Origin of the sequence: Microvirga mediterraneensis, from assembly GCF_013520865.1 — a bacterium.
Taxonomy (GTDB): Bacteria; Pseudomonadota; Alphaproteobacteria; order Rhizobiales; family Beijerinckiaceae; genus Microvirga; species Microvirga mediterraneensis.
Genome location: NZ_JACDXJ010000001.1, coordinates 1,595,441 through 1,620,183 on the forward strand (window position 1 = coordinate 1,595,441; position 24,743 = coordinate 1,620,183).

The following is a 24,743-nucleotide window of genomic DNA, read 5'->3' on the forward strand; positions in this document are numbered from 1 at the left end:
CCGATCCCGCCCGCCAAACGCAGACTCGGCTCTTCCCGAGATATATGAAAGCGCGTCCCGATGCCGTTCTCGACCCATGATGCCGAAGCCGTGGATCAGCTTCTCCGCGACGTCGCAAGGCTCGAGATCATGCCCCGCTTCCGCAATCTGGCAGCCCACGAGGTTCGGCAGAAATCCTCTGCCATGGACCTCGTAACGGATGCCGACGAGGCTGCCGAACGAATGATCAGCCGCGGGCTGCGGCGAATCTTTCCCCAGGCTGTCATGATCGGCGAGGAGGCCACGGAGAGCGACCCGTCCCTGCTGAACAGGCTGGCGGATGCGGAACTTGCCTTCCTGATCGATCCGGTGGACGGCACCAAGAATTTCGCCTCGGGTCTTCCCTTGTTCGGAGTGATGGTGGCAGCCGTGATGCGAGGGAACATCGTCGCCGGTTGGATCCATGATCCGGTCGGGGACGACACCGCGACAGCCGTTCGCGGGGAGGGAGCATGGATCCGGCGCTCCGGCAAGCGCGTCGACCTTCGCGTCGCGGCTCCGGTTCCCGTCCGGGACATGTCGGGCTGCGCGTCCTGGAACCATATGCAGGAACCCATGCGATCGACCGTAGCGGCGAACCTGACGGGTTTCGGAGCCGTCGCGTCCTATCGCTGCGCGGCACACGAGTACCGCATGGCAGCCGCCGGACATTACCACTTCCTTGTTCACTCGAAACTGATGCCGTGGGACCATGCGGCCGGCTGGCTTCTCCATCGTGAGGCCGGCGGATATTCCGCACGGTTCGACGGATCGCCGTATGACCCGACCCGCCATACAGGTGGCATCATCTGTGCCCCCGATGCGGACAGCTGGAGGACGATTCAGGAGGCGCTGTTCTGGCGGCCCGTCGTCGCCGGCTAGGCCGAATGACGTATTCGGCTTTCTGAAGAATGACTTGATCGGCCGGTCGGTCTCGGGCCTATGATGCAGCCCGACACTGGCCGCTTCACCTGTTCATGCTTCGCACAATTCTCATCTGTCTGGCTGTATTGCTCGCCCATGCGGCCCCTACTGCGGCGACGGCCGTTGCGGCTGAGAAGGTGCGCGTCCTGACGTCTTTTCCGCCGCAGGTTCTCGAATTGTTCCAGGGTGCCTTCCAGGCCCGCTACCCCGCGATCTCCCTCGAATTCGTGCAGCGCAAGACGACGACGGCGATCGCCGATATCTCCGGCGGGAGGCACAGGGCCGACATCTTCTGGGCGTCGGCGCCGGATGCCTTCGAGATCCTGAAGCGGGCGGGACGGCTGGCCGTGCTGAAGCCCCGTTCCACGGGAGCGCCGGACCTCATCGCCGGTTATCCGGTGAACGATCCTGACCTGACTTATCTCGGCTTCGCCCTGTCGGGCTATGGGTTCGTGTACAATCCCGATTATGTCGAGCGGCGAGGACTGCCGGTCCCCAGACGCTGGAGTGATCTCGCCGCGCCCATCTATGCCGGGCACATCGGCATCAGCTCCCCGTCGCGCTCGGGCACGATGCATCTCATGGTCGAGGCCATTCTTCAGGGCTACGGGTGGGATCGCGGGTGGGCCATGTGGTCCGAGATCGGCGGCAATCTCGCGACCGTGACCGCGCGCAGCTTCGGCGTCTCTGCAGGAGTTGCCCGTGGACGGTTCGGGATTGGTCCCTCGATCGACTTCCTCGCGAACCCGGAAGGTATGCCGAAGGGATCGACAAGGTTCGCTCTCCCGGAGGAGACGCTGTTCGTGCCCGCCAGCATCGCGATCCTGACGGATGCGGCCAATCGGAGCGGGGCCGAGCGCTTCGTCGATTTCGTTCTGTCGCCCGAAGGCCAAGCTCTGCTGCTCAATCCCACGGTCGCGCGGCTGCCGATCTCTCCCGCCGCCTATCCGGCCGACGGGGCAGCGGACGGGAATCCCTTCCGACAGACCGGCTTGTTCGCCAGGGGGCTGTTCGACGCGGGCCTCTCGGCCGCACGCTACGAGCTGGTCAATATCATCTTCGACGAGATGTTGACCTTCCGGAGATCCGAGTTGGGACGGTTGTGGCGGTCCGTGCGCTCACTGGAGGCGTCCTTATCGGAACGGTCGGATGCGGAATTGGCTAGGCTCGTGAGTGAGGCACGCGGTGCCCTGACCCGCCCGCCTCTGAACGGCGCCGAGGCCATGGAGCTGGAGCGCTGGAGAGACCTCGTGCGTGTGCGGCGGGGGCTTCCCACGCCCGAACCCCAGGCCCGGCTCGAAGCGCGCATCAAGGCGCGGATCGACGACAACATGCGTGTGGCGACACGCGCCCTGGCTGCTGCGTCCGCGAGAATGGACAGTGCCGGCTGGGATGCGACCCCGGAGGCTGCGCGGCCATGATCCGGCGGACGCGGCTCGGAATCGGTGGACGCCTCATTATCGCCTTTCTCGGCGTGGGCGGGCTCGCGGTCGGTGCCTGCATCGTGGGCTGGCTGTCTTATGCTCGCCTCAGCGAGGAGTTGAATTCCGTCGCGACGGCCCATCTCCCGGCACTCGCATTCTCCGCGCGCCTCGCGGAGGCAGGTGCGAACGTGATCGCCAGCACTCCCGATCTTGCGGTGGCGGAGCGGCGCGAAGCCTATGACCGCATTCGCCAGACGCTCGTCGAACGTCTGGCCGTGCTCCGGTCGGTCCTCAACGAGCGTAATGACGAGCACTCCCTCTCGCCTGCGCTTCTTGTGGTAACGGAGGGAATCGAAGCCAACCTCAAATCCATCGACCAGATCGCCGACCGGCGCTTCCCCCTGCACGAGCGCTCGCGGGAAATCGGGGAGGAGCTGCGATGGCTGCAGGCCGACCTGATCGAGGAGATCGAGCCGCTGATCGATGACGCTCGGTTCAACATGGAGACTGCCATCGGCAGGGCCGCGCCGGGTGAGGCAGCCGAGGCCGGCCGCCGGACGCTGCTGGAAGAGAGCCGCAAGAGCGAAGCTCTCCTGACCATCAATGCCCATGCCAACCTGATCGTGGGACTGCTGGGGCGGCTTGGTACCGTGCCGACGGTCGAGGATCTCCAGGAGACGAGCAACTTTCTCGGTGAGATGACGGATCAGCTCGACCTGGAGACCAAGGCGCTCGCCAGCTGGACGGATACGATCACGATCAGTCAGATGGCCGCGCGCCTGCTGGCCGTTTCCGACCCGGCATCAGGCCTTGCGGCCGTTAAGCGGGCCGAGCTCGCGGCCATTGCTGACGCGCAGGCGCTTCTCGCCGGGAACCGGCGTCTCGTGACCCAGCTCGGCACACTCGTGTCGCAGGAGGTCAGTCGCACGGAAGCGATTGCACGCAGGGCCGCGGAACGCTCCGCCGACGCCATCGTGATCGGACGAAATCTCCTTCTGGCAATCGCCGTCGTGTCATTGGCCATCACAAGCGCAATCGGCTGGTTCTATGTCCGCCGGAATCTCGTCTCTCGCCTCCAGGGGCTGACGCTGGCCGCGACGACCATTGCGAGCGGTCCCACGATGCCGGTCCTTCCCCCTCCCACCAACGACGAACTTGGCGATCTCGCCCGGGCCCTCGCGGTCTTCCGGCAGACTCGAGACGATCTGGTCCAGGCTGCCAAGCTGGCGGCGCTCGGCCAAATGGCTGCGGGCATCAGCCACGAGCTCAATCAGCCCCTCGCGGCGATCCGCTCGCACGCTTATAACGGTGCCGTGCTGCTCCAGCGCGGCCGCACGGAGGAGGCGAGGGCGAGCCTGGACCGGATCCAGGGCCTGACGGCCCGCATGGCCGAGCTGATCAAGCATCTCAAGCGTTTCGCCCGTCGCCCGGCCACGAGTCTCGAAGCTGTCGATCTCCAGGCGGTGGTCCAAGGAGCGCTGAGCCTGTTCGAGCAGCGCATCGACGAGGAGAAGGTCGCAGTGCGGATGATCTTTCCCGACATTCCTCTGTCGGTTCTGGCCGAGGAAGTCAGGCTGGAGCAGGTGGTCGTCAATCTGATCTCGAATGCGCTCGATGTCCTGGGCGGACAGGCGGACCGGCGCATCGAGATCAGCGCCGAAGCCCGGGGAGGGCGTGTTCACCTGGCCGTAACCGATAACGGGTCAGGCATCGCGGATCAGCACCGCGCCGCCATCTTTGACCCGTTCTTTACCACCAAGCCAGCAGGCCTGGGGCTCGGCCTCGGGCTCTCGATGTCGTACAACATCGTCAAAGATTTCGGAGGAGACTTGATCTTGGCGAGGACAGGGCCGACGGGAACGACCTTTGCGATCCATCTGGCGGCGAGCAGATCATGAATGCGGAGTCTAAGGTCGTCCTGGTGGACGACGATCAGGAAGTCCTCGACGCTTACCGGCAGACGCTGGAGCTCGATGGGTTCGAGGTTACGGCCGTCGGCTCGGCCGAGGCCGGGCTTGCGCTCCTGTCGCCCGATAGTCCCGCCGTCATCGTGAGCGACGTCCGGATGCCGGGGCTCGACGGCTTCGGGCTTCTCGATGCGGTCCGTTCAGTCGATTCCGAGATCCCGGTCGTCCTCGTGACCGGTCATGGCGACGTGCCGATGGCCATCAAGGCGGTTCGAGCCGGAGCCTGGGATTTCATCGAGAAACCGGCCGATCCGGTGAGGCTCGTCGAGACGATCAGACGCGCCCTTGCGCACCGGAGCCTCATTCTCGAGAACCGGTCCCTCAGGGCAGGGGGGGGCGATCACGATTCCATCGCGGGCCGGCTCATCGGCCGCTCCGGCGCCATCGAGCGGCTGCGGCGCAATCTCCGGACCCTCGCGGATGCCGAGGCCGACGTGCTCCTCCTCGGAGAGACCGGCACGGGAAAGGAGGTCGCCGCCCGCGCCCTCCACGATTTCGGACGGCGTCGGAATGGGCGGTTCGTGGCGGTCAATTGCGGTGCGATGCCGGAGACCATGATCGAGAGTGAGCTCTTCGGTCACGAGCCAGGCGCCTTCACGGGAGCCCGCGAGCGACGGATCGGCAAGATCGAACATGCGAGCGGTGGCACGCTCTTTCTCGACGAAATCGAGTCCATGCCCATGACGGCGCAGATCCGGCTGCTGCGGGTGCTTCAGGAGCGCACCATCGAGCGGCTCGGGTCGAACAAGGAAATTCCCGTCGATATCCGTGTCATCGCGGCCACCAAGGCTGATCTCACCGAACTCGCCGGCAAAGGCGCGTTCCGCGAGGATCTGGTCTATCGGCTCAATGTCGTCACGGTTCGTCTCCCTCCTGTCCGCGAGCGGCGGGAAGACGTGCCGATGCTCTTCACCCATTTCCTCCACCTCGCGGCCGCCCGGCAGGCGAGGGCGGCGCCGGCGCTCGGACCATCGTTCCTTGCAAGGATCCAGCAGCAGGAATGGCCAGGCAACGTGCGCGAGCTGCGCAACGCGGCCGAGCGTTATCTTCTCGGCCTCGACGAGGACGAGCCGCCTCACGCGGATCTGAACTTTCATGGCGCACCGACCCTGGAGCGGCAGATGGAGATCGCAGAGCGCCGCGTGATCGAGGAAACACTCGTGCGCTTCGGCGGGCGCATCGGCGCCACTGCGGAGGCGCTCGGGATCACGCGCAAGACCCTCTACCTGAAAATGAAGAAATACGATCTCGGGCGGACGGGAGAGGTCGAGGCCTGACGTTACACATGCGCCCCATGGCAGGCGGGGACCGTTACCATCCTTTCCCCTATGGCTGCCCGTTCGGGCGTTGCACCTGAAAATTCCTCCTTGAAACGGGCGCGAAGCGGCAAGGCCAAGTTTGGCACGATTATTGCTCTAGGCATCGCGGCCGCCTTCGCGCGGACCCAAGTCAAGAGCCATCGAGCTGGAGGAAACCTATGCTTCGCCATTCTGTCGCCGCGGCGGCCTTATTCGGTACTGCCCTGTTCACGGGCGCGGCCTTCGCCCAATCCGGCAAGGTCACTGTCGTGACCTCGTTCTCAAAGGACGTGACCGACCCGTTCAAGCAGGCCTTCGAGAAGGCGCACCCGGGTGTGACCCTGGACGTGCAGAACCGTAACACCAACGCGGGCGTGAAGTTCGTCGAGGAGACGAAAGCCAACAATCAGGTCGACGTTTTTTGGGCTTCAGCCCCGGATGCCTTCGAGGTCCTGAAGGGCAAGGGCCTGCTTCAGAAGTACAAACCGAAGGCCGAGGGCATTCCTGACAAGATCGGTTCCTATCCCATCAACGATCCGGAGAATTTCTATTCCGGCTTCGCGGCTTCGGGCTACGGCATCATGTGGAACGACCGCTACGCCAAGGCGAACAAGCTGCCCGAGCCCAAGGACTGGCAGGATCTCGCCAAGCCGGTCTACTTCGATCATGTTGCCATGGCGGCGCCTTCTCGCTCCGGCACGACGCACCTGACGATCGAAACGATCCTCCAGGGCGAGGGTTGGGATCAGGGCTGGCGCACCCTGAAAGAAGTGTCCGGCAACTTTCGCCAGATCACCGAGCGTTCTTTCGGCGTTCCGGAAGCCGTCAATTCGGGGCAGGTCGGTCTTGGCATCGTGATCGACTTCTTTGCCTTCTCGTCCCAAGCCTCTGGCTTCCCCGTGAAGTTCGTGTATCCGACGGTCACGACCATCGTGCCGGCGAATGTGGGCGTCATCGCCAATGCGCCCAACAGGGCAGCGGCCGAGGCCTTCGTCGATTATCTCGTCTCTCCCGCCGGTCAGGAAGTTCTCCTCGAGCCGAGCATCCGCCGCCTTCCCGTGAACCCGGCCGTCTATTCCAAGGCTCCGGCCGATTACCCGAATCCCTTCAAGAATCCGTCCCTCGGGGCGCGGGTGAAGTTCAACGTGGACGTCTCGGAGAAGCGCACGAACGTCGTCGACGTGCTCTACGATCAGACCGTGACGTTCCAGCTCGACGCCCTCAAAGCGGCCACCAAGGCCATCCAGGACGCCGAAGCCGCGATCGCCAAGAAGGACAATGCCGACGCCAAGGCCCTGGTGAAGGAGGCCCGCGACCTCGTGGCCGCCATGCCGGTGACCGAGCAGGAGGCCTCGTCGCCTGAAATCGCCGGAGCCTTCACGGGCGGCAAGGAGAAGGGCGCGCGCCAGGCCGAGCTCGAGCAGAAATGGGCTGCCTTCGCCAAGGGGCGTTATCAGCAGGCTCAGGCCAAGGCTGAGCAGGCCCAGAAGCTGGCCCGCTGATCGTCCATCGGGCGGCTCGGCCTTGGGCCTGAGCCGCCCGTCAAAGTCATTTATCGACTGTTGAGGAGAGCGTCCATGGCTGGCGCCACCACTGCCGGGCGAGCACGAGCGCCGTCCGTGTCTTCCAAGTATTTCAAAACGCTGTCGGCATCGCCGGGGCAGATCGCCCTGGCCTTCGGAATTGCCATCTTCCTGCTTCTTTTCCTTGTCGTCCCCGTCGCCACGGTGATCTACGTCGCCTTCACGGAGAAGGGTACGGGCGAATTCACCCTCGTCAACTTCCTCGATTTCGCGCGGACAGACCTGTTCATCCGCTCGTTCTGGAATTCCGTCTATGTCTCCGCGATGTCGGTGGTCGTCGCATCGGTCTTCGCGTTGCCGCTCGCCTACATCACCACGCGCTTCGAGTTCCGCGGCGCGATGCTGATCCAGACGCTCGGCTTCCTCCCTCTGATCATGCCGCCTTTCGTCGGAGCGGTCGCGATGCTGCTGCTGTTCGGCCGCAACGGGACGGTGAACCTGCTTCTCGACGATTGGTTCGGGGTCAAAATTCCCTTCATGGAAGGCTTGAACGGCGTCATCTTCGTTCAGGCCGTGCATTATTTCCCGTTCATCCTGATCAATCTCTCGGCGGCATTGCGCAACATCGACCGGGCCATGGAGGAAGCGGCACAGAATCTCGGCAGCTCCGGCTTCCGCTTGTTCCGCCGCATCGTATTTCCGCTCGCCATGCCCGGCTACATCGCGGGAGCATCGCTCGTCTTCGTCAAGGTCTTCGACGATCTGGCCACGCCATTGCTCCTGAACGTCAAGGATATGCTCGCCCCGCAGGCGTATCTCAGAGTCACCTCCATCGGCATCGCGGATCCGATGGGATACGTGATCTCCGTGGTGCTGATCTGCATGTCGATCCTGGCCATGTGGATCTCGGCGCGGGCCATGCGCGGGAAGGACTACGCCACGGTGCAGCGCGGTGGCGGCGGTCTGGCCAAGCGCCGGATGCGGCCGTGGGAAAGCGCCATCGCCTATGGGGCGGTCCTGCTTATCCTGTTCCTGGTCCTGGCGCCGCATCTCGGGCTCTTGCTGCTCTCCTTCGCAACCGTCTGGTCCTTCAGCCCGCTGCCTGACGCCTATACCCTGGCTCATTACGGGCGCGTGTTCGGCGAGAGCTTTGTCTATGTCAAGAACACGATGATCTATGCATCCATCGCGGGCCTGATCGACGTGGTTCTCGGCACGGCCATTGCCTATCTCGTGCTCAGGACGAAGCTGATCGGTCGCGAATGGCTCGACTGGGCGGCCACCGCCGCGCTGGCAATCCCGGGCGTCGTGCTCGGCATCGGCTATCTGCGCACCTTCTACGGCGTGCAGCTTCCCGACGGCACGCCGCTCGCGGCCTTGTGGATCATGATCGTGCTCGCCCTGGCTATCCGGCGCCTGCCTTACGCCCTGCGCGCCTGTTACGCGGCCCTGCAGCAGATCTCGGTCTCTCTCGAGGAGGCGGCCGAGAATCTCGGAGCCACCAAGCTGCATACGATCCGCCGCATCGTGCTGCCGCTGATGGGCGGCGGCATTCTGGCAGGCTTCGTCACGAGCTTCGCCACCGCCGCCGTGGAACTCTCGGCGACGCTGATGCTCGTTCAGTCGAACGCGGACGCGCCGCTCGCCTACGGGCTATACGTCTTCATGCAGTCGCCAGCGGGCCGCGGTCCCGGCGCGGCCTTGGGCGTTATCGCCGTGCTTCTCGTCGCGCTATGCACCTTCGCGTCCCACCTGATCATCGAAAAAAGCCAAAAGGCCAAGGCGGCCGGACGCTGACCGCGTCCGCCCCGGAGGAAACCACAGCCATGAACCAGCCATTTCCCATCTCGTCACTCGAAACCAAAGCGGTCGACGTCGATATTCGCAATGTCGACCTGTCCTACGGCAGCAACCATGTCCTCAAGGGCATCAACCTGCACATCCGGCCCGGTGAGTTCTTTGCCTTCCTCGGGCCTTCCGGCTGCGGAAAGACGACGCTCCTGCGTCTCATCGCAGGATTCAATCAGGCCGATGGCGGCGAAGTCCTGGTCGGCGGCCGCGACGTGGCCCACCTTCCGCCCTGGAAGCGCGACGTGGGCATGGTCTTCCAGTCCTATGCCCTGTGGCCCCACATGACCGTGAAGCGCAACGTCGCATTCGGCCTGGAGGAGCGAAAGGTTCCGAAGGCCGAGATCGACAGGCGCGTCGCGGCCGCGCTGGAACTCGTTGGGCTCGCCCACTTGGCCGACCGGCGCCCGTCGCAGCTCTCCGGCGGGCAGCAGCAGCGTGTCGCGGTCGCGCGTACCATCGCCATCGAGCCGAAGGTGCTGCTCCTCGACGAGCCTCTGTCCAACCTCGATGCGAAGATGCGCGTGCAAGTGCGCAGGGAGCTGCGCGACCTGCAGCAGCGCCTCGGCCTGACGACGATCTTCGTCACGCACGATCAGGAAGAGGCCAACACGATCTGCGACCGGATTGCCGTCATGAACGACGGCGTCGTGCAGCAGGTCGGCACGCCCATGGAGCTCTACGAGAAGCCTGCCAACCTGTTCGTGGCGAACTTCCTCGGCACGGCGAACATCCTGCCGGGGCGCGTGGCGCGCGAGGGGGGCGAGCGCTTTTTCGACATCGACGGCGGGGTTCGCCTGCCGATCCCGGCGCACGTGGTCGTGCCGGATGGGGCCAAGCTCGTGTTCCGGCCGCAGCACGCCTCTCTGGGCAGGAGCGGCGCCGGGGATATCCTTCTGCCGGGCACCATCGTGCATAGCGAGTTCCTGGGCTCGACCCTGCGCTATGGGGTTAGGATCGGGGCCGCGGAGGTCTCCATCGACACGCCTTTCCATTCGGGAGAGGCGCTTCGCCAGACGGGCTCGGCTGTCGAGATCGGCCTTTCCCTGCGTTCCGCCCTCTGGCTCGCCGCCTGAGGTGGCCTGCAGCGACGTTGCCGCCTGGCGGAAGGGACGCATCCTTCCGCCATTGTCACGACATTCCCCAAACGCTAGTACCGACCGCATGTCTCTCTTGAAAGCCATCATCTTCGATCTGGACGGAACCCTCGTGGACAGCGCCCGCGATCTGAGGGACGCAGTGAATATCCTCCTGGTGCAGGAAGGCCTCCGGCAGATCGACCTCGGCGAGGTCAAATCCATGATCGGCGACGGGGCTCCCAAGCTCGTGGAGCGGGCCATTGCGGCGACAGGAGGGGACTTGTCGCGCCTCCCTACGCTGGTCACGCGGTTTCTCGAAATCTACGAGGCCAATGCGTCTCGCCATACCGAGGCCTATCCCGGTGTCGCGGACACGCTGGCAGGTCTGCGCGCTCTTGGGCTTCCGCTGGGGGTCGTCACCAACAAGCCGTTTGGGGCGACCATCGATATTCTCGAGGCGCTCGGCCTGCGGACCTATTTCGATGCAGTCATTGGGGGCGATACGCTTCCCGAGCGCAAGCCTCACCCCGCTCCGATCCTTGCGGCATTGAAACAATTGGGCGTCGCGCCCGAGGCGGCGCTCATGATCGGCGACAACTACCATGACGTGCAGGCGGCCCGGGCAGCCGGCGTGCGCACCTTCGCTGTCACCTACGGGTACAGCCACAAGCCTCATGCGGAACTCGGCGCGGATCGTTTGATCGACACCATGTCCGAGCTGCTGCCGATCGTGGCGAACACCGCAGCCGCATGAGCATCTGAATTCAGCCTGGAGATCTTAGACCTTGAGACTGATCCTCTTGCGTCACGGCGAGACCGTGTGGAACGCGGAGCGGCGCCTGCAAGGGCATGCGGATGCTCCCTTGTCGTCGCGCGGCATCGAGCAGGCGCGGCGCGCGGCGGGCTTCTTCGCAGGCGGTCCCGCTCCGGGCCACATCGTGTCCTCCGATCTGAGCCGGGCCCGCCATACGGCGGAACTTCTCGGCTTCTCCGGGTTCACGACGGACGAGCGCCTGCGCGAGATGGATCTCGGCGATTGGACGGGACGATGGATCGAGCAGATCGAGGCATCCGATCCGGGCGCCTACCGCGATTGGCGACTCGGCGCCTATACACCGCCGGGAGGCGAAGGGTGGGAGCCGTTTCGGGGTCGTGTCAGCGCAGCACTCGACGCGGCCATGGACCGGGCCGTCGACGATGTCGTGATTGTCGCCCATGAAGGCGTGGTCCGGGCCGCCTGTCACGTGCTGGTCGGTCTAGCTCCGTCCCAGCTGTCACCTATCTCGCCCGCAGCGATCACGATCTTCGACGTCCGTCCTTCGATGACGCATCGCAATGCACGCCTCGTCGCATTCAATATCGCTCCGTCACTGGATGATCTGAGAATGCGCGGCCTGGATCACGCTCCGGTCTAGCTTATGACTTCGTCCAACGGAAGATGCTGCCAAGGCGGTCGGCCACCTCACGTCCAAATGATGTTGCCGAGAGTGCGGGTGACCGTTGACCCGGCATCCAGGAAGCGCAGGCCAATACCCTCCACATACACCTCGCGGATCCTGCCATCCTCGACGAATGACATGCGGTCGCCGACGCGCAGGCCCAGCAGCGCCGTTCCCAGCGGCGTCGTGGCCGAGATCTCCGCGCCAGGCCAGATCAGGTCTTCTGGATGGACGAGCAGGTGCGCACGCGACTTCGGCTCGTCATCCATGCGGTAGATCACTCGACAGTTCGTGGAGACGACATCATCCGGCAGTGCGGCCGGATGGCAAACCTCCGCTCGGCGCAGTTCCTTGAGCAGGAAGTTGGGTGTTCGGCTGTTGCGGTTCTGCCGGATCATCGCGGTGAACAGCAGGCGGTTGTAGTCGCTGGTCGCGAGGGTGATCGGGGGGAGCTTGTTCTGCGTGTTCATGAAAACCTCCTCGAAACGGTCGGCGGCGGGCCGCGCAGGCGTGCATTCCCGCAAGGGGCAGACATGAGAGGCCGGCTTGCGCCTGAACGGTGCATCGACGGCACGGCGATGGTGAGAGATATGACGCCCCGGAGTGCCGGTGACCGAAATGGGTCATCTGGCTCCTGGGGCTTACCTGCCTGCTTTGAGGCAACCCGCGTGCGCCAGACGGCGAAGATTTTTCACGAGCATAATCATGATACTGACAAGATAGCCCTGTTGCGCGCGAATGCAAGGTCGTGGACGCCGCAGGCGCCCGCACGAAGGGAGTAGGGGACTGGGAGGGTCGCATCGGGCTCGCAATTGTTCCGGATCGACGCAGCCCTCTTCGGGATGTTGCACTCCGGAGCAGATGCCGCCATTAAAGCTTCCTATCGGTAACTTGCCGGGATGGCATCAACACATAGGAGAAAGATAGATTGCAAGCAGCCTCCATGCTGGACCAGGCCCTGACACGCCTCGATGAAGCAGCCCGGCACCTCGATCTCGACGCGGACGTACTCGAAAAGCTGAAGTACCCGCGTGAGACCACGAAGGTCCGCCTGATGATCCGCATGGACGATGGCTCTCGCAAGTCCTTCATGGCCTGGCGCTGCCGGTACGACGACACCCGCGGCCCGACCAAGGGCGGCATTCGCTTCCATCCGGATTCGACCATGGAGGAGGTGGAGACGCTTGCCTTCTGGATGACCTTCAAATGCGCGGTGATGAACCTGCCTTACGGCGGCGGCAAGGGGGCTGTGCAGGTCGATTCCCGCACGCTGTCGAAGGCCGAACTGGAACGCCTGTCGCGCGCCTACGTGCAGGCATTCTCCAAGATCATCGGGCCAGACCGCGATATTCCGGCGCCCGATGTTTACACCAACTCGATGGTCATGGGTTGGATGGCCGACGAGTATGCCTCTATCGTCGGCGAGGCGACGCCGGCGGTCATTACCGGCAAGCCCATCGCTCTTGGGGGTTCGCTCGGGCGTGACGATGCGACGGCTCGCGGCGGCTACTATCTTGTCCAGCGCCTGGCAGGGACACTCGGATTGGAGCCGGGCGCGCGGGTGGCTATCCAGGGCTTCGGAAATGCCGGCCAGCATATCGCGCGCCTGCTGGCCGCCGACGGCTACAGCATCGTGGCGGTCTCCGACTCAAGGGGCGCGATCCACTGCTCGTCGGGGATCGATGTCGACAGGCTCATAGCTGCCAAAGGACAGGGGAGCGTCACGAACCTTGCCGGGGCTGACGGCATCTCCTCCATTCCGGCCGACGAACTCGTTTCTGTCGATTGCGAGTTGCTTGTTCCGGCAGCCTTAGAGGACATGATCCATGAGAGGAATGCCGGCAGCGTGAAGGCTCGCGTCGTTCTCGAACTCGCCAATGGTCCGATCACGCCCGAAGCCGACGAGATTCTGGCCGCCAAGAGCATCATCGTTTTGCCGGATATCCTGGCGAACGCGGGCGGTGTCACTGTCTCCTACTTCGAGTGGGTGCAGAACCGGCAGGGCTATTATTGGCCGGTCGAGGACGTGCATGCGCGGTTGAAATCGACGATGGAGCGCGAAGGGGATGCGACCTGGGCGCTTGCTCAGGAGAAGGGCATCACACTGCGTAGTGCCGCCTACGTGCATGCGCTTTCGCGGCTTGCGGGCGCCATCGAGGCGCATGGCACGCAGCAGTTCTTCACGAGCTGACGTTCGGAACGACTCATCATGAAACCATCGCCCCGATTACGGGGCGCGGCTCGGCCTCGGCGCCTGAACGGTGCCGTAGTCAGCTTGCCGCGCGCCCTGTCAAAGCTCGGGTTCTGCTCCCGCACGCAAGCCGAAGCCCTGATCACGGCCGGGCGCGTGAGCGTGGACGGCCGGGTTCTCCGCAACCCGGCGGCCCGCGTCGATCCGGAGCGCACCCGCATTACCGTCGACGGTAATGCGGTCGCGGCCGAGACCAAGGTATACCTGATGCTCAACAAGCCACGCGGCCTTGTCACGACGAGAGACGATCCGGAGGAACGGGCAACTGTCTACGACTGTCTGGAGGGGCTCGACCTTCCGTTCGTCACGCCCGTGGGACGACTCGACAAGGCAAGCGAAGGGCTGCTCCTCATGACGAATGACACCCGCTGGGCGCAGCGTGTGCTCGATCCCGCGTCGAACGTCGAGAAAGTCTATCATGCCCAGATAGACTGCCTCCCGGATGAGGGCATTCTGGAGCGGCTCCAGGCGGGCATGACCCTCGACGGCGAGCGTCTCGTCGCGAAGTCGTCAAGGCTGCTGCGGGCCGGCACACGCAATGCTTGGCTCGAAGTGGTGCTGAGCGAAGGCAGGAACCGCCAGATCCGGCGCCTTCTCGCGGCGGTCGGGGCGAATGTGCTTCGACTCGTGCGCGTCGACGTGGGAGGTGTGCAGCTGGGCGATCTGCCGAAAGGCGCCGTTCGGCATCTCTCTCCGGCCGAGAAGACGATGCTGGATATTCCGGCACACGCCGCTCCGGAGCCGCTCAAGACACCGCGCGTGCGGCCCGTTCCAGATCATCGATCTCGGCCTCATGAATGTCTGCGGCCTAGTCGGCCTCATAAATCATGATGGTCCGGATCGTGCTCAGGTGGTCGAACATGGCCTGCCGCGCCGCCTCCGGATTCCGTGCCGCGATAGCCTCGACGATGGCCAGATGCATGCGGCCCTGCTGGGCCGCGTACTCCTTCTTGCGGGCTCGCCGGAAGGCGAGGTCGTGCTGACGCTGCCAGCGTGCGCGGCCGCGCACCGATGACAGGACATCCAGGAACGCGATCACCAGTGGATTGCCGGTGATGCGGGCGATCCCCTTGTGGAAAGCGTCGTCCGCCTGCTCGTAGGCCTGCCAGTCAGGCGCTTCGCTGCTCCTCAGCGCATGGCTCCGGAGGTGGGCGATGTCCTCGATGGTCGCGCGAAGCGCAGCCTCGCCGGCAATAGGAGGCTCGATCAGGAGGCGGGCGGCGAGCACGTCGGCGGGGGAGGCCATCTCGATCAGGACCGACGGACGGATCGGCTCAGAAGCCGGGTGCGGCCCCACGAAGGTGCCTTGCCCCACATGCCGCCAGATCAGCCCCTCCTTCTCCAACACCTCCAGCGCCGCCCGCAGGGTCTCGCGACTACAGCCGATCATGGGAGCTAGGGCACGCTCCGGTTCCAGCCGGTCCTGTGGGCCGTAGGCGCGTCGCCGAAGATGGGCACGCAGGCGCCGGGTGACAGCAGCCGTCGTCAGGCGTTTTCCAGGCATGAGCTCCAGGCCAATTTCTAGACCAATTTCAATCTGGCCTATGTAGCAGGTCCGGCTTGGCCGCGAAAGCTGCAGCCGGGCCAGAGGAACGGAGAGGGGCATCTGATGAAAGCGACACTTGATGAGCGGTTTTTCGGTGATGAGCCTACCCACGACTCGGCTGTCCGCGTCGGTCGCCTCATCGGCACCATCCTGGGACTTATGATCTATCCCATGTTCGTCTGGATCGTCATCGACGGGCTCTTCCGGATCCTGTGAGCTATGACAGGGCCGGAGGTGCAAGGCGTAGGCCGTCTGTCGACAAGCCTGCAGACCCACCTTTTACCAGGCGTGCTGCTGACTGCCATCGCCGGCTTCGTCGACGCCATCGGTTACATAGGCCTCGGCGGCCTGTTCGCCTCCTTCATGAGTGGGGCCAGCGTGTCGCTCGGCGTCGGACTCGAGGGCGGTCATTGGGATGCCGTCGGGCAGGGCCTGTTCATGATCGCCTCGTTCCTGGGCGGGGTCATCCTTGGGACGATCCTGCCCAGTATGGCGGGATCATGGGCCCTTCCGGCCATCCTTTTTCTGGAGGCGGTCTTTCTGACGGGTGCGGCTCTGATGGCTGGGTCCGGCTGGACCGTTTCCGCCTCGATCCTTCCGGTCGCCGCGGCCATGGGCGTGCAGAACACGGCCCTGCAGCCTGTAAACGGCGTGCGGCTCGGCGTGACCTTCGTCACCGGCACGCTGGTGAGCCTTGGGCAAGCGCTCGGACAGGCCCTTCTCGGGCGAGCGGAGACCTGGCGTCTGCGAGGCCATGCCCTCCTGTGGGGTGCTCTCGTGGCCGGCGCGATGTCCGGCGCCATGCTGAACGGCGTATTCGGGCCGATGGTCCTGATTGTTCCGGCGATTCTGGTCGCTGTCCTGGCGCTCATCAGCGCTGCGTCCGTGCTGACGCGGAGGCTGCCAGACCGAGTATGCCCGTGTCGCGATTCGGAAGCCGATCGCCCCTCCGTGTGGCCGTATTACTGAGCGGCGCGAGCACGCAGTTCATCTTCAGAACGGAATGACCCATGCGAAAGATCGATCCTTTTCTCCTGCTCATCATGGCGGCCATCGCTGTGGCCAGCGTGTTTCCCGCGCAAGGCGCCAGCGCCGAGTTGCTCGATACGTTGGGTGTTCTGGGAATCGCGCTGCTCTTCTTCGTCCACGGTGCGGCCCTCCCGCGAGAGGTCGTGATCCAGGGGCTCGTTCAATGGCGGTTGCACCTCTTCATTTTCGCCATCACGTTTATCGTATTTCCCATTGCCGTGCTGCCGTTTGGCGTGCTGCCAACGGCGTGGATGCCGGCGGATCTGTTCCTGGGCTTCCTCTACCTGGCGGCGTTGCCATCGGCGGTATCGTCCTCCATCGCGTTCACGGCCATGGCCATGGGAAATGTGCCGGCCGCCATCTGCAGTTCGGCGGCCTCGAACGTTTTTGGCCTGCTGCTGACTCCGGTGCTGCTGTCGCTGCTCACGCGGACCTCGGTTGAGGGCGGCTTCGATCTCACCCAGGCCCTCAGCGATGTGGTTCTCCAGCTCCTGGTCCCGTTCGCGGCCGGCCAGATTGCCCGTCCGTGGCTGGCGGGGATCATGGCCCGGCATGGGCACAGGATCGGCCATCTCGACCAAGGGGTTATCCTGCTGATCGTCTACACGGCGTTCTCGCAGTCTGTGGTCGACGGCTTATGGTCTCGGCTCCCGCCGGGCAGCGTGGCCCTGACGGCGGTGCTGTGCCTGGTCTTGCTGACGGTCGTGCTGGCTCTCACGGCCTTCTTCGCCCGCCGGTTCGGGTTCTCGCGGGGGGACGAGATCGCCGCGGTGTTCTGTGGCTCGAAGAAGAGCCTTGCGTCGGGTCTGCCGCTCGCAAAGGTTCTGTTTGCGACCGCTCCGGGCTTCGGCATGATCGTGCTGCCGATCATGTTCTATAACCAGATCCAGATCATCGTCGGAGCGATCCTGGCCAGTCGTTACGCCCGGAGTGAACGCACGCCGGCTGTCGCGCGATGAGCGGAGCTGCCAGAAAAAGAAAGGCGCCCCTTCTCGGCAGGGCGCCTTCCAGACTCCGTTCGACTGAGGACTAGAGCTGTTGCCACGAGCGTGGCATCAACTCTCTTCTTTGCATTGCCGCATTTTTGAGCGGTGAACCGGATCCACTTCACCGAAAAATGCTTCAGGCGATCTCGGCGAACCTCCGTCCGCTGGGATAGACGACCTTGCTTCAGGCGGCCTTCACGTCGCGAAGGAACTGGCCGACCTCGTCCCCGAGGCTGTTGGAGTGGCGAGCCAGCTCCTGGGCGGCGCTCAGAACCTGAGACGCGGCAGCCCCGGTCTCGCCGGCACCCCGGCGCACGTCGCCGATGCTGCCGGTCACATGCTCGGTGCCGCGGGCCGCTTCATGAACGTTGCGGGCGATCTCACCCGTTGCCGCGCCTTGCTCTTCCATGGCTGCGGCGATCGTGACCGAGATCTGTGACATCTCCCCGATCGTCTGGGTAATGGTCTGGATGGCCTGAACCGCCTCTCGGGTCGCCTGCTGCACCGATGCGATCTGCGTCGAGATCTCGTCCGTGGCCTTCGCCGTCTGATTGGCGAGCTCCTTCACCTCGGAGGCCACCACGGCAAAGCCCTTGCCGGCTTCACCGGCACGCGCCGCCTCGATGGTTGCGTTGAGGGCCAGCAGGTTGGTCTGCCCGGCCACGGAATTGATCAGGGCAATGACGTTGCCGATCCGCTCCGCCGTGGAAGCCAGCTGCTGCACGATGGCGTCGGTGCGCTGGGCATCATGCACCGCACGCTCGGCGATCCGGGAGGACTGGGACACTTGCGATGCGATCTCCCTGATCGAGATCGACAGCTCTTCCGTGGCGGCTGCCACCGTCTGCACGTTAGCCGAGGTCTGCTCGGCGGCCGAGGCCGCGCTGACCGTCTGGGTGTTGGTCTGATCCGCAATCGACGTCATGGTTTGCGCCGTGGCTTCCATCTCCGTCGCAGCCGAGGCCAAGCCCTGTGTCATGGCCGAGACATTGCGCTCGAAACTCCTGGTCAGCTGATCGAGGATCTGGGCACGGCGCATCTTGGCGTCGTTCTCAACCTCCTGTTCGGCGGCGAGGCGACGGGCTTCGATCGCATTATCCTTGAAGACTTGGAGCGAACGGGCCAATGCGCCCACCTCGTCCTGGCGATCAGTGCCGGTCACGAGAATATCAAGCTCACCCCCGGCCAAGCGTCCCATGGTTTCCGTCATCGACCCGAGCGGCCGCGTTACGCCGAGGAGGACGATCGAGCAGATCAATCCGATTGCGAACGCCAACCCGCCTGCGGCAGAACCGATAAGCCACCATCTGGTGCGCAGGGCATCGGAAGACGCTTCCTGCTTCATCTGCTCCAGTTCAAGGGCGATGCCGTCGATGCTGGCGGTAATCTGGTCCCGCAGAGCGCGGCGCAGGTCGCGAGCCGCGCCGTTTGTGATCTCGGTCGCGGCCGTGTCGTTGCCTGCCATCGAAGCGGCGAGGCTCTGTTCCAGCACCCGGAAGTAATTCAGGGTCGCGCTTCTCAGATCCTCGTTCAGCTTCCTGAATTCAGCAGAACTTGAGAGGTCGACGATCCGGTCCAGGTCTTCCGACGCCTTCTTGGTCGCGCTCTTGAAGGCATTTTCAACGCTCCTGACCCGATCCGGGAGGTTTTTCGGCGTCAGGATCATGCCTTTTTCTTGGGTCGACGCCTCGTTGATCTGCGTGTTGACGCTCTGAACCAAGCTCAGCCTCTTTGCATCGTTATCGACAATGTGCCGAGCTTTGGCATTCATTTCATCAAGGCCTGTTACTGCCATTGCAATCAGGCCAACGGTAATCGCAACGAAGATCACCACCGGAACGGCGATCTTCGTGAGTAAGTTCAAATTGTTGAGGAGTCTCATTGTCTTTCATTGGCCTGCTCGCATCGCCGCGAGAAGCGCACGCCCCCAGACGCGCATGAACCAGGCGGCTTCAAAATTAGGCAAAGACGTGAAGAAGACCTTAAGTTTTCGCATCCCGCATGAGCAATAAATGCTCCGACGATATCCATCTATCAACGGTGAGGGTGTTTTGGATCCTGTCATGTTAGAGACGCGCACGGACTAGATAGTCGGCTATTGCATACATGATCCCGGAAACGCGTTATCTTGCGCTGTTCCAACCGTGTTCTACTGAATATGATCCTAATGATGAGGCGATCACCAGTTTCACTATTGGGGTACGGTCACTTGGGGAGGACGATGTCCGATGCGCCTCATCACAATTTTGTTTCTGGTCAGGGGGTACATTCCCCGAAATCAGAACCTGGAATTCGCTTCGGCGTTCGCTCATGTGGCAGCCGCCAATGCGATCGAATCTGCCACGCTCTCGTATCTGTCCGATAATGTAGCCGTTGCAATGCGCAAATGGCAGGTCGGCAAGTTGGAGAACTTGGCGCCCGGTTGAGCGGCAATGGCATGGGCGGCAAGTGTTACCATGGCGAAGGGCTCGGAAGATACCGGGACCCATGCGCATAGACCCTCACCGTGCATGGCCATGACGCCTCTTTGTTGCAGGGCGTTGACGAGATGAGCGCGCCGGCTGTGGTAAATCGTTCGAGCGTGATCGATGGAATCCCGTGTCGCGGGATCGCGTAGCAACCAAGCCGTGGCACCCTGCAGGATGCGGCTGGTCCACCCGGCGCTGAAGCTGCGATACGACTGAATCTGTTCAACGATCGCGCGGGAGCTGGAGAGGACAGCGAGACGCAGGTCCGGCCCATGTGTTTTCGAGAACGACAGGATGTGAATGACCCGGTTCGGAAAGTGAATGCCCATGGAATGGCGTGGCGCTGCGGAGATATCCCCGACACCGTCGTCTTCGACAATGAGGGTATCGACGTCCTTCAGTATCCCGGCAAGCGTTTCCAGGCGCTTCCGGCTGACGCTCTGGCCTGTCACTGAATGCAGGCGCGGTTGAAAGATGAAAGCGGCGGGTTTCGTTTTCAACGCTCCATCGAGGGACGCCGGCAGTGGTCCTTCGTCGTCGCATTCGACCGGCACGATGCGAACGCCCCTATCCTCCAGGATGTCGAGGATGCGCATGCCCGTCGGGTTCTCGATCGCAACGGATGCTCCCGGCGGCAGTAGCGCGTGAACCAGGGTGTAGACCGCGTTATAGCCACCATTCGTGGCCAGAAAGGCCTCCGGTTCATAGGGCCAGGTTCTCCTCACTTCCTCTTCGAGTTCCGGCAGAATCCTGTTGCGCTCATAGCTGTTGAGGTTCTCCGCCGATGCGCCGTAGGCCATCGCTTCCGCAAGCGGCGGCAACAAGCGAACATCGGGAACGGCTGCGGTCAGGTTCAGAATGCCTTCGCCATAATTGCCGGAGCTTCCGAGCCGGTTCGGCTTGGCGACGAAGCGGTCTCCGCTCACCCAGGTGCCGTTTCGGCCTCGCCCGCTGATGATATTCTGGCGGCGCAGCTCACTCCACGCTTCCGAGATCGTCGCAGGGCTCACACCCAGCGCGAAGGCAAGGTCACGGATCGGCGGTAACTTTGTACCGACCGTCAGGACGCCGGCGCGGATCAGGGCTCTGGTCTCAAGAGCGATCCCGCGAATGGTCCTGTCATTCAGCTTCTCGGCAAACCAATGCGCGTCTCTGAATTCTGCCATGCTGCACCGAATTTAATGTTCAATAACATAATAGAGTTTGATCAACTCAATATGAACATTTTAATTACAGGCAGGACAAGTTTGCTGTGAGTGAATTCTGATGCCATTGACCCTCCGTCTCGCCCTCCGCGACTGGGACTACATGACACCTCTGGTGTTGGGCGACGTTCGGTCGGAGCGCCTCGATATCAAGGTGGATCGGGTCGGCACTCTCATCTCCAATGTGGCCCATGATCCGTCATATGAAGGGGCGGAGATGTCCTTCAGCCGCTATTCGCAACTGCGGCACGACGGGGATGACAGTGTCGTGGGCATCCCGAACTTTATCATGCGCGGGTTCCGGCACAGGTGCATCATCACCACGAAGGAGAGCCCGATCCGCAGGTTGTCGGATCTCGCCGGCAAGAAGATCGGCGTGACGGGCTGGCGGGACTCCGGCAATACCTGGACCCGTGCCGCCATCCGTCGCGAAGGCGTCGGGATCGAGGATGCCATGTGGTACGCGGGCCGGCTGACGGAAGCCCACCCCATCACGGACCGGCTCGACGGTTTCGGCCGTCCGGGGCGCATCGAAGCCGCACCCGGCGAGAGGCCCATGGTCGATCTTCTGCAGGATGGGGGCCTGGATGCGATTTTCACCCCCTTCATGCCGCCGGGCTTCTTCGATCAGAATTCTCCGCTTCGCCAGGTTCTCGACGACTTCAGGGCGGCCGAGGTCGCCTACTTCCATGACGTCGGCTACGTGCCGGGCATGCACCTGATCGGCCTCAAGGCCGAACTCGTGCGCGAGCACCCGTGGATCATGGACGAGCTCAGCGAAGTGATCGACGCCTCTCAGCGCATGTGGCTGCAGAAGCGCGAGAAATACGCGGACACGACCCCCTGGATGATCGACGAGCTGCGCCGCTGCGCCGCGGATCTGTCGCCCTCATGGAATGTCAGCGGGTTCGAGGCGAACGAGAAGATGATCGGCGATTTCGCCACCGAGCTGTACGAGCAGAGGATTCTGCCACGCGCGCTGACGCCCGCCGATCTCTTTCCCTGGCACGCCCGCGCCAAATGAATTTTGTCAGAGTGGCTGACGACCAGAAACGGCGTCTTCAAACAGAAAGGGTCTTTCCCATGCAGTCGAAGTTGATCGCCTCCGCCGCACTCGCTGCCCTGCTTCTCGCAGGTTCGGCCATCGCGCAGGAAGCCGCCATCCCGAAGCAGAGCGTGAACGAAGAACTGAGGGCGCGCCTACCGGAGAACATCCGCACCGAGGGCAAGATGATCTCGGTCAACAACGGCTCGTTCCCTCCCTATGAGATCGTCACCGGAACCGAGATGACCGGCGCCAGCAGCGATCTGACGGATGCGATCGGCCAGGTTCTCGGTGTGAAGATCGAGCACGCCACCGTTGGCGGTCTGCCGGCGCTGCTCGCCGGCGTGAATTCGGGGCGCTATCAGTTCGCATTCGGTCCCGTCGGCGATTTCAAGAGCCGCGAAGAGGCCAACGATTTCGTCGACTGGGTTCAGGAGTTCGTCGTCTTCGCCGTCCAGAAGGGCAATCCGAAGGGCATCACCTCGCTCGATACCGCCTGCGGCAACCGCATCGCCGTCATGGCGGGCGGCTCCGCCGAACGTGTGATCCAGGTTCAGGCCGAGAAGTGCAAGGCCGACGGTAAGGAGGCTCTTACGGTTCAGTCCTATACGGACCAGCCGAGCTCGATCCTCTCCGTCCGTTCGAAGCGCGCTGACGCGTTCTTCTCTTCGCAGGCGCCCCTGACTTACTTCGTTGCCCAGGCCAACGGCCAGCTCGAACTGACCGGCGTCGGGCAGAAGAACGGCTTCGAGGATCTCTATCAGGGCGCCGTCGTGCCCAAGGGATCGCCGCTCGGACCGGTGCTGCTCGACACCATCAAGCTCCTGATGAAAAACGGAACCTACGCGGCCATCATGAAGAAGTGGGGTCTTGAGAACAACATGCTCAAGGAGCCCGGCATCAACCTCGGTGGAGCGCTTCCGAAATGAGCCGTCTTGATCTGTCGAGCGCATCGCCCTTGGGCGATGCGCGTTTCCGGGACGTGGCGACGGCCCACGCTCCCTTCCGCCTGGGCCGATTGATCTTGTGGGCCGTCATCCTTCTCGTAGCGGCGAACTTCGCCTGGATCGTCGCCCATAACGAGAACTTCGGCTGGCCCGTCGTTGCCGCCTACTTCTTCGATCCCACGGTCATCAAAGGTCTCTATGTCAGCCTCGGGCTCACGGTCGTCGCGATGGCGATCGGCACGGTTCTCGGACTCGTGCTCGCGATCGCACGCATGTCCAAGGATCGGCTGGCGAATTCGTTCGCCTCCCTGTTCATCTGGTTTTTCCGTGGCACCCCGCTGCTCGTGCAGCTCATCTTCTGGTACAACCTGTCCACCCTGTTCCCGCGGCTCTCGATCGCCATACCCTTCGGCCCGACGCTTGCGAGCTGGGACACGAACTCGGTCATCACGCCGATGACGGCTGCCATCGTCGGGCTCGCGCTGAACGAAGCGGCCTATATGGCGGAGATCATTCGCGGCGGCCTTCTTTCCGTGGATCGCGGCCAGACGGAAACCGCCGAAGCCTTCGGCATGACGAGGGCCCGGGCCCTGTGGCGGATCATCATCCCGCAAGCCATGCGCTCCATTGTGCCGCCGACCGGCAATCAGCTGATCAGCATGATCAAGGCGACGTCTCTCGTCAGCGTGATCGCGATGGCCGATCTGCTTTATTCCGTGCAATCGATCTACAACCGCACCTTCGAGATCATCCCGATGCTGCTCGTCGCAGTCATCTGGTACCTGCTCATCACCTCGGTCCTCAATGTCGGGCAGAGTTATATCGAGGCCTATTACGGCCGCAGCGAGCGCCGCAACAGAGCCGCCGATAAGCCTGCGCCTGTCGGTACAGTCGTAGAGGAGGCAAGCCATTGAGTGCCGCCCAGACCCTAACGCCCCTCGTCCAGGCCCACGACGTTCACAAGTCCTTCGACCAGCTTGAAGTGCTGAAGGGCATCGACCTCGACGTCATGCCGGGAGAGGTCGTTGTGATCCTCGGTCCGTCCGGCTCGGGAAAGTCGACCTTCCTGCGTTGCATCAATCACCTGGAAGCCATCAACAAGGGCTTCATCGCGGTTGACGGCGAGCAGATCGGCTACCGGCTCCGCAGCGATCGTCTGGAGAAGCTCTCCGCGAACGGCATCGCCCGCCAGCGCCGGAAGATCGGCATGGTATTCCAGCAGTTCAATCTCTACCCGCACATGACGGTGCTGCAGAACATCATCGAGGCACCTGTCGGCATTCACGGTGAAAGCCGTCAGGAGGCGACCCGAAACGCCCTGAAGCTTCTTGAGCGGGTCGGGTTGTCGGAAAAGGCCGGCAGCTATCCGCGCCAGCTTTCCGGCGGCCAGCAGCAGCGCGTCGCGATCGCCCGCGCCCTGGCGATCAAGCCCAAGCTGATGCTGTTCGACGAGCCGACATCGGCACTCGATCCGGAACTCGTCGGCGAGGTGCTGGCGACCATGCGCGATCTCGCCAAACAGGGGCTCACCATGATCGTCGTGACCCATGAGATCGGCTTCGCCCGCGAGGCGGCAGACCGGGTCGTGTTCATGGATGGCGGCAAGATCGTCGAGATGGGCAGCCCGGACGATGTGATCGGAAATCCGCAGCATCCCCGCACGAAGGCCTTCCTGTCGCGCTTCCTGTGATCATCGACGGCCATCGCCTTTCCAAGCCAGAGTTTCATTGCCATTCGGACGAATAT

The 24,743-nt window shown here is 63.4% G+C and carries 22 protein-coding genes; 18 read left to right on the forward strand and 4 right to left on the reverse strand.

Annotation, left to right across the window (positions count from 1 at the left end; genetic code table 11):
• Window positions 1-60 precede the first annotated feature (60 nt).
• The 9 genes from H0S73_RS07500 (at window position 61) to H0S73_RS07540 (ending at window position 11,496) form a co-directional block, all read left to right on the forward strand.
• Window positions 61-900, forward strand: a complete 840-nt coding sequence (locus H0S73_RS07500) for an inositol monophosphatase family protein (RefSeq protein ID WP_181051563.1) — start codon at window positions 61-63, stop codon at window positions 898-900.
• A gap of 95 nt (window positions 901-995) precedes the next feature.
• Complete coding sequence (locus tag H0S73_RS07505; protein ID WP_181051564.1) at window positions 996-2,363, forward strand: ABC transporter substrate-binding protein; 1,368 nt, start codon at window positions 996-998, stop codon at window positions 2,361-2,363.
• Complete coding sequence (locus H0S73_RS07510) at window positions 2,360-4,264, forward strand: ATP-binding protein (protein WP_181051565.1); 1,905 nt, start codon at window positions 2,360-2,362, stop codon at window positions 4,262-4,264. Before H0S73_RS07505 ends, H0S73_RS07510 begins: the two co-directional genes overlap by 4 nt.
• Window positions 4,261-5,610 carry a sigma-54-dependent transcriptional regulator gene (locus H0S73_RS07515; protein WP_181051566.1) on the forward strand — a complete coding sequence of 450 codons (1,350 nt, stop codon included), beginning with the start codon at window positions 4,261-4,263 and terminating at the stop codon, window positions 5,608-5,610. Before H0S73_RS07510 ends, H0S73_RS07515 begins: the two co-directional genes overlap by 4 nt.
• A gap of 200 nt (window positions 5,611-5,810) precedes the next feature.
• Window positions 5,811-7,133, forward strand: coding sequence for an ABC transporter substrate-binding protein (locus tag H0S73_RS07520; RefSeq protein ID WP_181051567.1), 1,323 nt, complete (start codon window positions 5,811-5,813; stop codon window positions 7,131-7,133).
• A gap of 75 nt (window positions 7,134-7,208) precedes the next feature.
• On the forward strand, window positions 7,209-8,951 hold the full coding sequence (locus H0S73_RS07525) for an ABC transporter permease (protein WP_181051568.1): 1,743 nt from the start codon (window positions 7,209-7,211) through the stop codon (window positions 8,949-8,951).
• 29 nt (window positions 8,952-8,980) lie between these two features.
• Entirely contained in the window at window positions 8,981-10,078 is a 1,098-nt protein-coding gene (locus H0S73_RS07530) for an ABC transporter ATP-binding protein (RefSeq protein ID WP_181051569.1), read from the forward strand.
• A gap of 88 nt (window positions 10,079-10,166) precedes the next feature.
• Window positions 10,167-10,835: a phosphoglycolate phosphatase gene (gene gph, locus H0S73_RS07535; protein WP_181051570.1), complete on the forward strand. Its 669-nt coding sequence runs from the start codon at window positions 10,167-10,169 to the stop codon at window positions 10,833-10,835.
• Between the two features lie 31 nt (window positions 10,836-10,866).
• A complete protein-coding gene (locus H0S73_RS07540) occupies window positions 10,867-11,496 on the forward strand; it encodes a histidine phosphatase family protein (protein WP_181051571.1) in 630 nt (209 codons plus the stop codon).
• Window positions 11,497-11,543: 47 nt separating this feature from the next.
• Here the strand turns inward: H0S73_RS07540 and H0S73_RS07545 are convergent, their stop codons facing one another.
• Window positions 11,544-11,990: a GreA/GreB family elongation factor gene (locus H0S73_RS07545; RefSeq protein ID WP_181051572.1), complete on the reverse strand. Its 447-nt coding sequence runs from the start codon at window positions 11,988-11,990 to the stop codon at window positions 11,544-11,546.
• Between the two features lie 473 nt (window positions 11,991-12,463).
• Here H0S73_RS07545 and H0S73_RS07550 point away from each other — a divergent pair, with 473 nt between their 5' ends.
• Together H0S73_RS07550 and H0S73_RS07555 are read left to right on the forward strand one after the other, a co-directional pair.
• Window positions 12,464-13,711, forward strand: a complete 1,248-nt coding sequence (locus H0S73_RS07550; protein ID WP_425488215.1) for a Glu/Leu/Phe/Val family dehydrogenase — start codon at window positions 12,464-12,466, stop codon at window positions 13,709-13,711.
• Window positions 13,712-13,729: 18 nt separating this feature from the next.
• On the forward strand, window positions 13,730-14,602 hold the full coding sequence (locus H0S73_RS07555; RefSeq protein WP_181051574.1) for a pseudouridine synthase: 873 nt from the start codon (window positions 13,730-13,732) through the stop codon (window positions 14,600-14,602).
• On the opposite strand, the gene H0S73_RS07560 is transcribed toward H0S73_RS07555, so the two are convergent.
• Window positions 14,580-15,275, reverse strand: coding sequence for a FadR/GntR family transcriptional regulator (locus H0S73_RS07560; RefSeq protein ID WP_181051575.1), 696 nt, complete (start codon window positions 15,273-15,275; stop codon window positions 14,580-14,582). The genes H0S73_RS07555 and H0S73_RS07560 overlap by 23 nt on opposite strands.
• Before the next feature lie 105 nt (window positions 15,276-15,380).
• Between H0S73_RS07560 and H0S73_RS07565 the strand changes: the two genes are divergently transcribed.
• Genes H0S73_RS07565 through H0S73_RS07575 form a run of 3 tightly spaced genes read left to right on the forward strand, consistent with a single transcriptional unit; the run spans window position 15,381 to window position 17,305 of the window.
• Window positions 15,381-15,533 (forward strand): hypothetical protein, encoded by a 153-nt coding sequence (locus H0S73_RS07565; protein WP_181051576.1) that lies wholly within the window; start codon window positions 15,381-15,383, stop codon window positions 15,531-15,533.
• A gap of 3 nt (window positions 15,534-15,536) precedes the next feature.
• On the forward strand, window positions 15,537-16,286 hold the full coding sequence (locus H0S73_RS07570; RefSeq protein WP_181051577.1) for a YoaK family protein: 750 nt from the start codon (window positions 15,537-15,539) through the stop codon (window positions 16,284-16,286).
• Between the two features lie 41 nt (window positions 16,287-16,327).
• Window positions 16,328-17,305 (forward strand): bile acid:sodium symporter family protein, encoded by a 978-nt coding sequence (locus H0S73_RS07575; RefSeq protein WP_181051578.1) that lies wholly within the window; start codon window positions 16,328-16,330, stop codon window positions 17,303-17,305.
• A gap of 211 nt (window positions 17,306-17,516) precedes the next feature.
• Here the strand turns inward: H0S73_RS07575 and H0S73_RS07580 are convergent, their stop codons facing one another.
• Together H0S73_RS07580 and H0S73_RS07585 are read right to left on the reverse strand one after the other, a co-directional pair.
• Window positions 17,517-19,214, reverse strand: a complete 1,698-nt coding sequence (locus tag H0S73_RS07580) for a methyl-accepting chemotaxis protein (protein WP_181051579.1) — start codon at window positions 19,212-19,214, stop codon at window positions 17,517-17,519.
• 426 nt (window positions 19,215-19,640) lie between these two features.
• A complete protein-coding gene (locus tag H0S73_RS07585; protein WP_181051580.1) occupies window positions 19,641-20,966 on the reverse strand; it encodes an aminotransferase-like domain-containing protein in 1,326 nt (441 codons plus the stop codon).
• 100 nt (window positions 20,967-21,066) lie between these two features.
• Between H0S73_RS07585 and H0S73_RS07590 the strand changes: the two genes are divergently transcribed.
• The 4 genes from H0S73_RS07590 to H0S73_RS07605 are packed head-to-tail and all read left to right on the forward strand — an operon-like array spanning window position 21,067 to window position 24,687.
• Window positions 21,067-22,029, forward strand: a complete 963-nt coding sequence (locus H0S73_RS07590) for a substrate-binding domain-containing protein (RefSeq protein WP_181051581.1) — start codon at window positions 21,067-21,069, stop codon at window positions 22,027-22,029.
• A gap of 59 nt (window positions 22,030-22,088) precedes the next feature.
• Window positions 22,089-22,979, forward strand: coding sequence for an ABC transporter substrate-binding protein (locus H0S73_RS07595; RefSeq protein ID WP_181051582.1), 891 nt, complete (start codon window positions 22,089-22,091; stop codon window positions 22,977-22,979).
• Window positions 22,976-23,911: an amino acid ABC transporter permease gene (locus tag H0S73_RS07600; protein ID WP_181051583.1), complete on the forward strand. Its 936-nt coding sequence runs from the start codon at window positions 22,976-22,978 to the stop codon at window positions 23,909-23,911. Before H0S73_RS07595 ends, H0S73_RS07600 begins: the two co-directional genes overlap by 4 nt.
• Window positions 23,908-24,687 (forward strand): amino acid ABC transporter ATP-binding protein, encoded by a 780-nt coding sequence (locus H0S73_RS07605; protein WP_181051584.1) that lies wholly within the window; start codon window positions 23,908-23,910, stop codon window positions 24,685-24,687. The genes H0S73_RS07600 and H0S73_RS07605 overlap by 4 nt, the downstream gene beginning before the upstream one ends.
• Window positions 24,688-24,743: the final 56 nt, after the last annotated feature.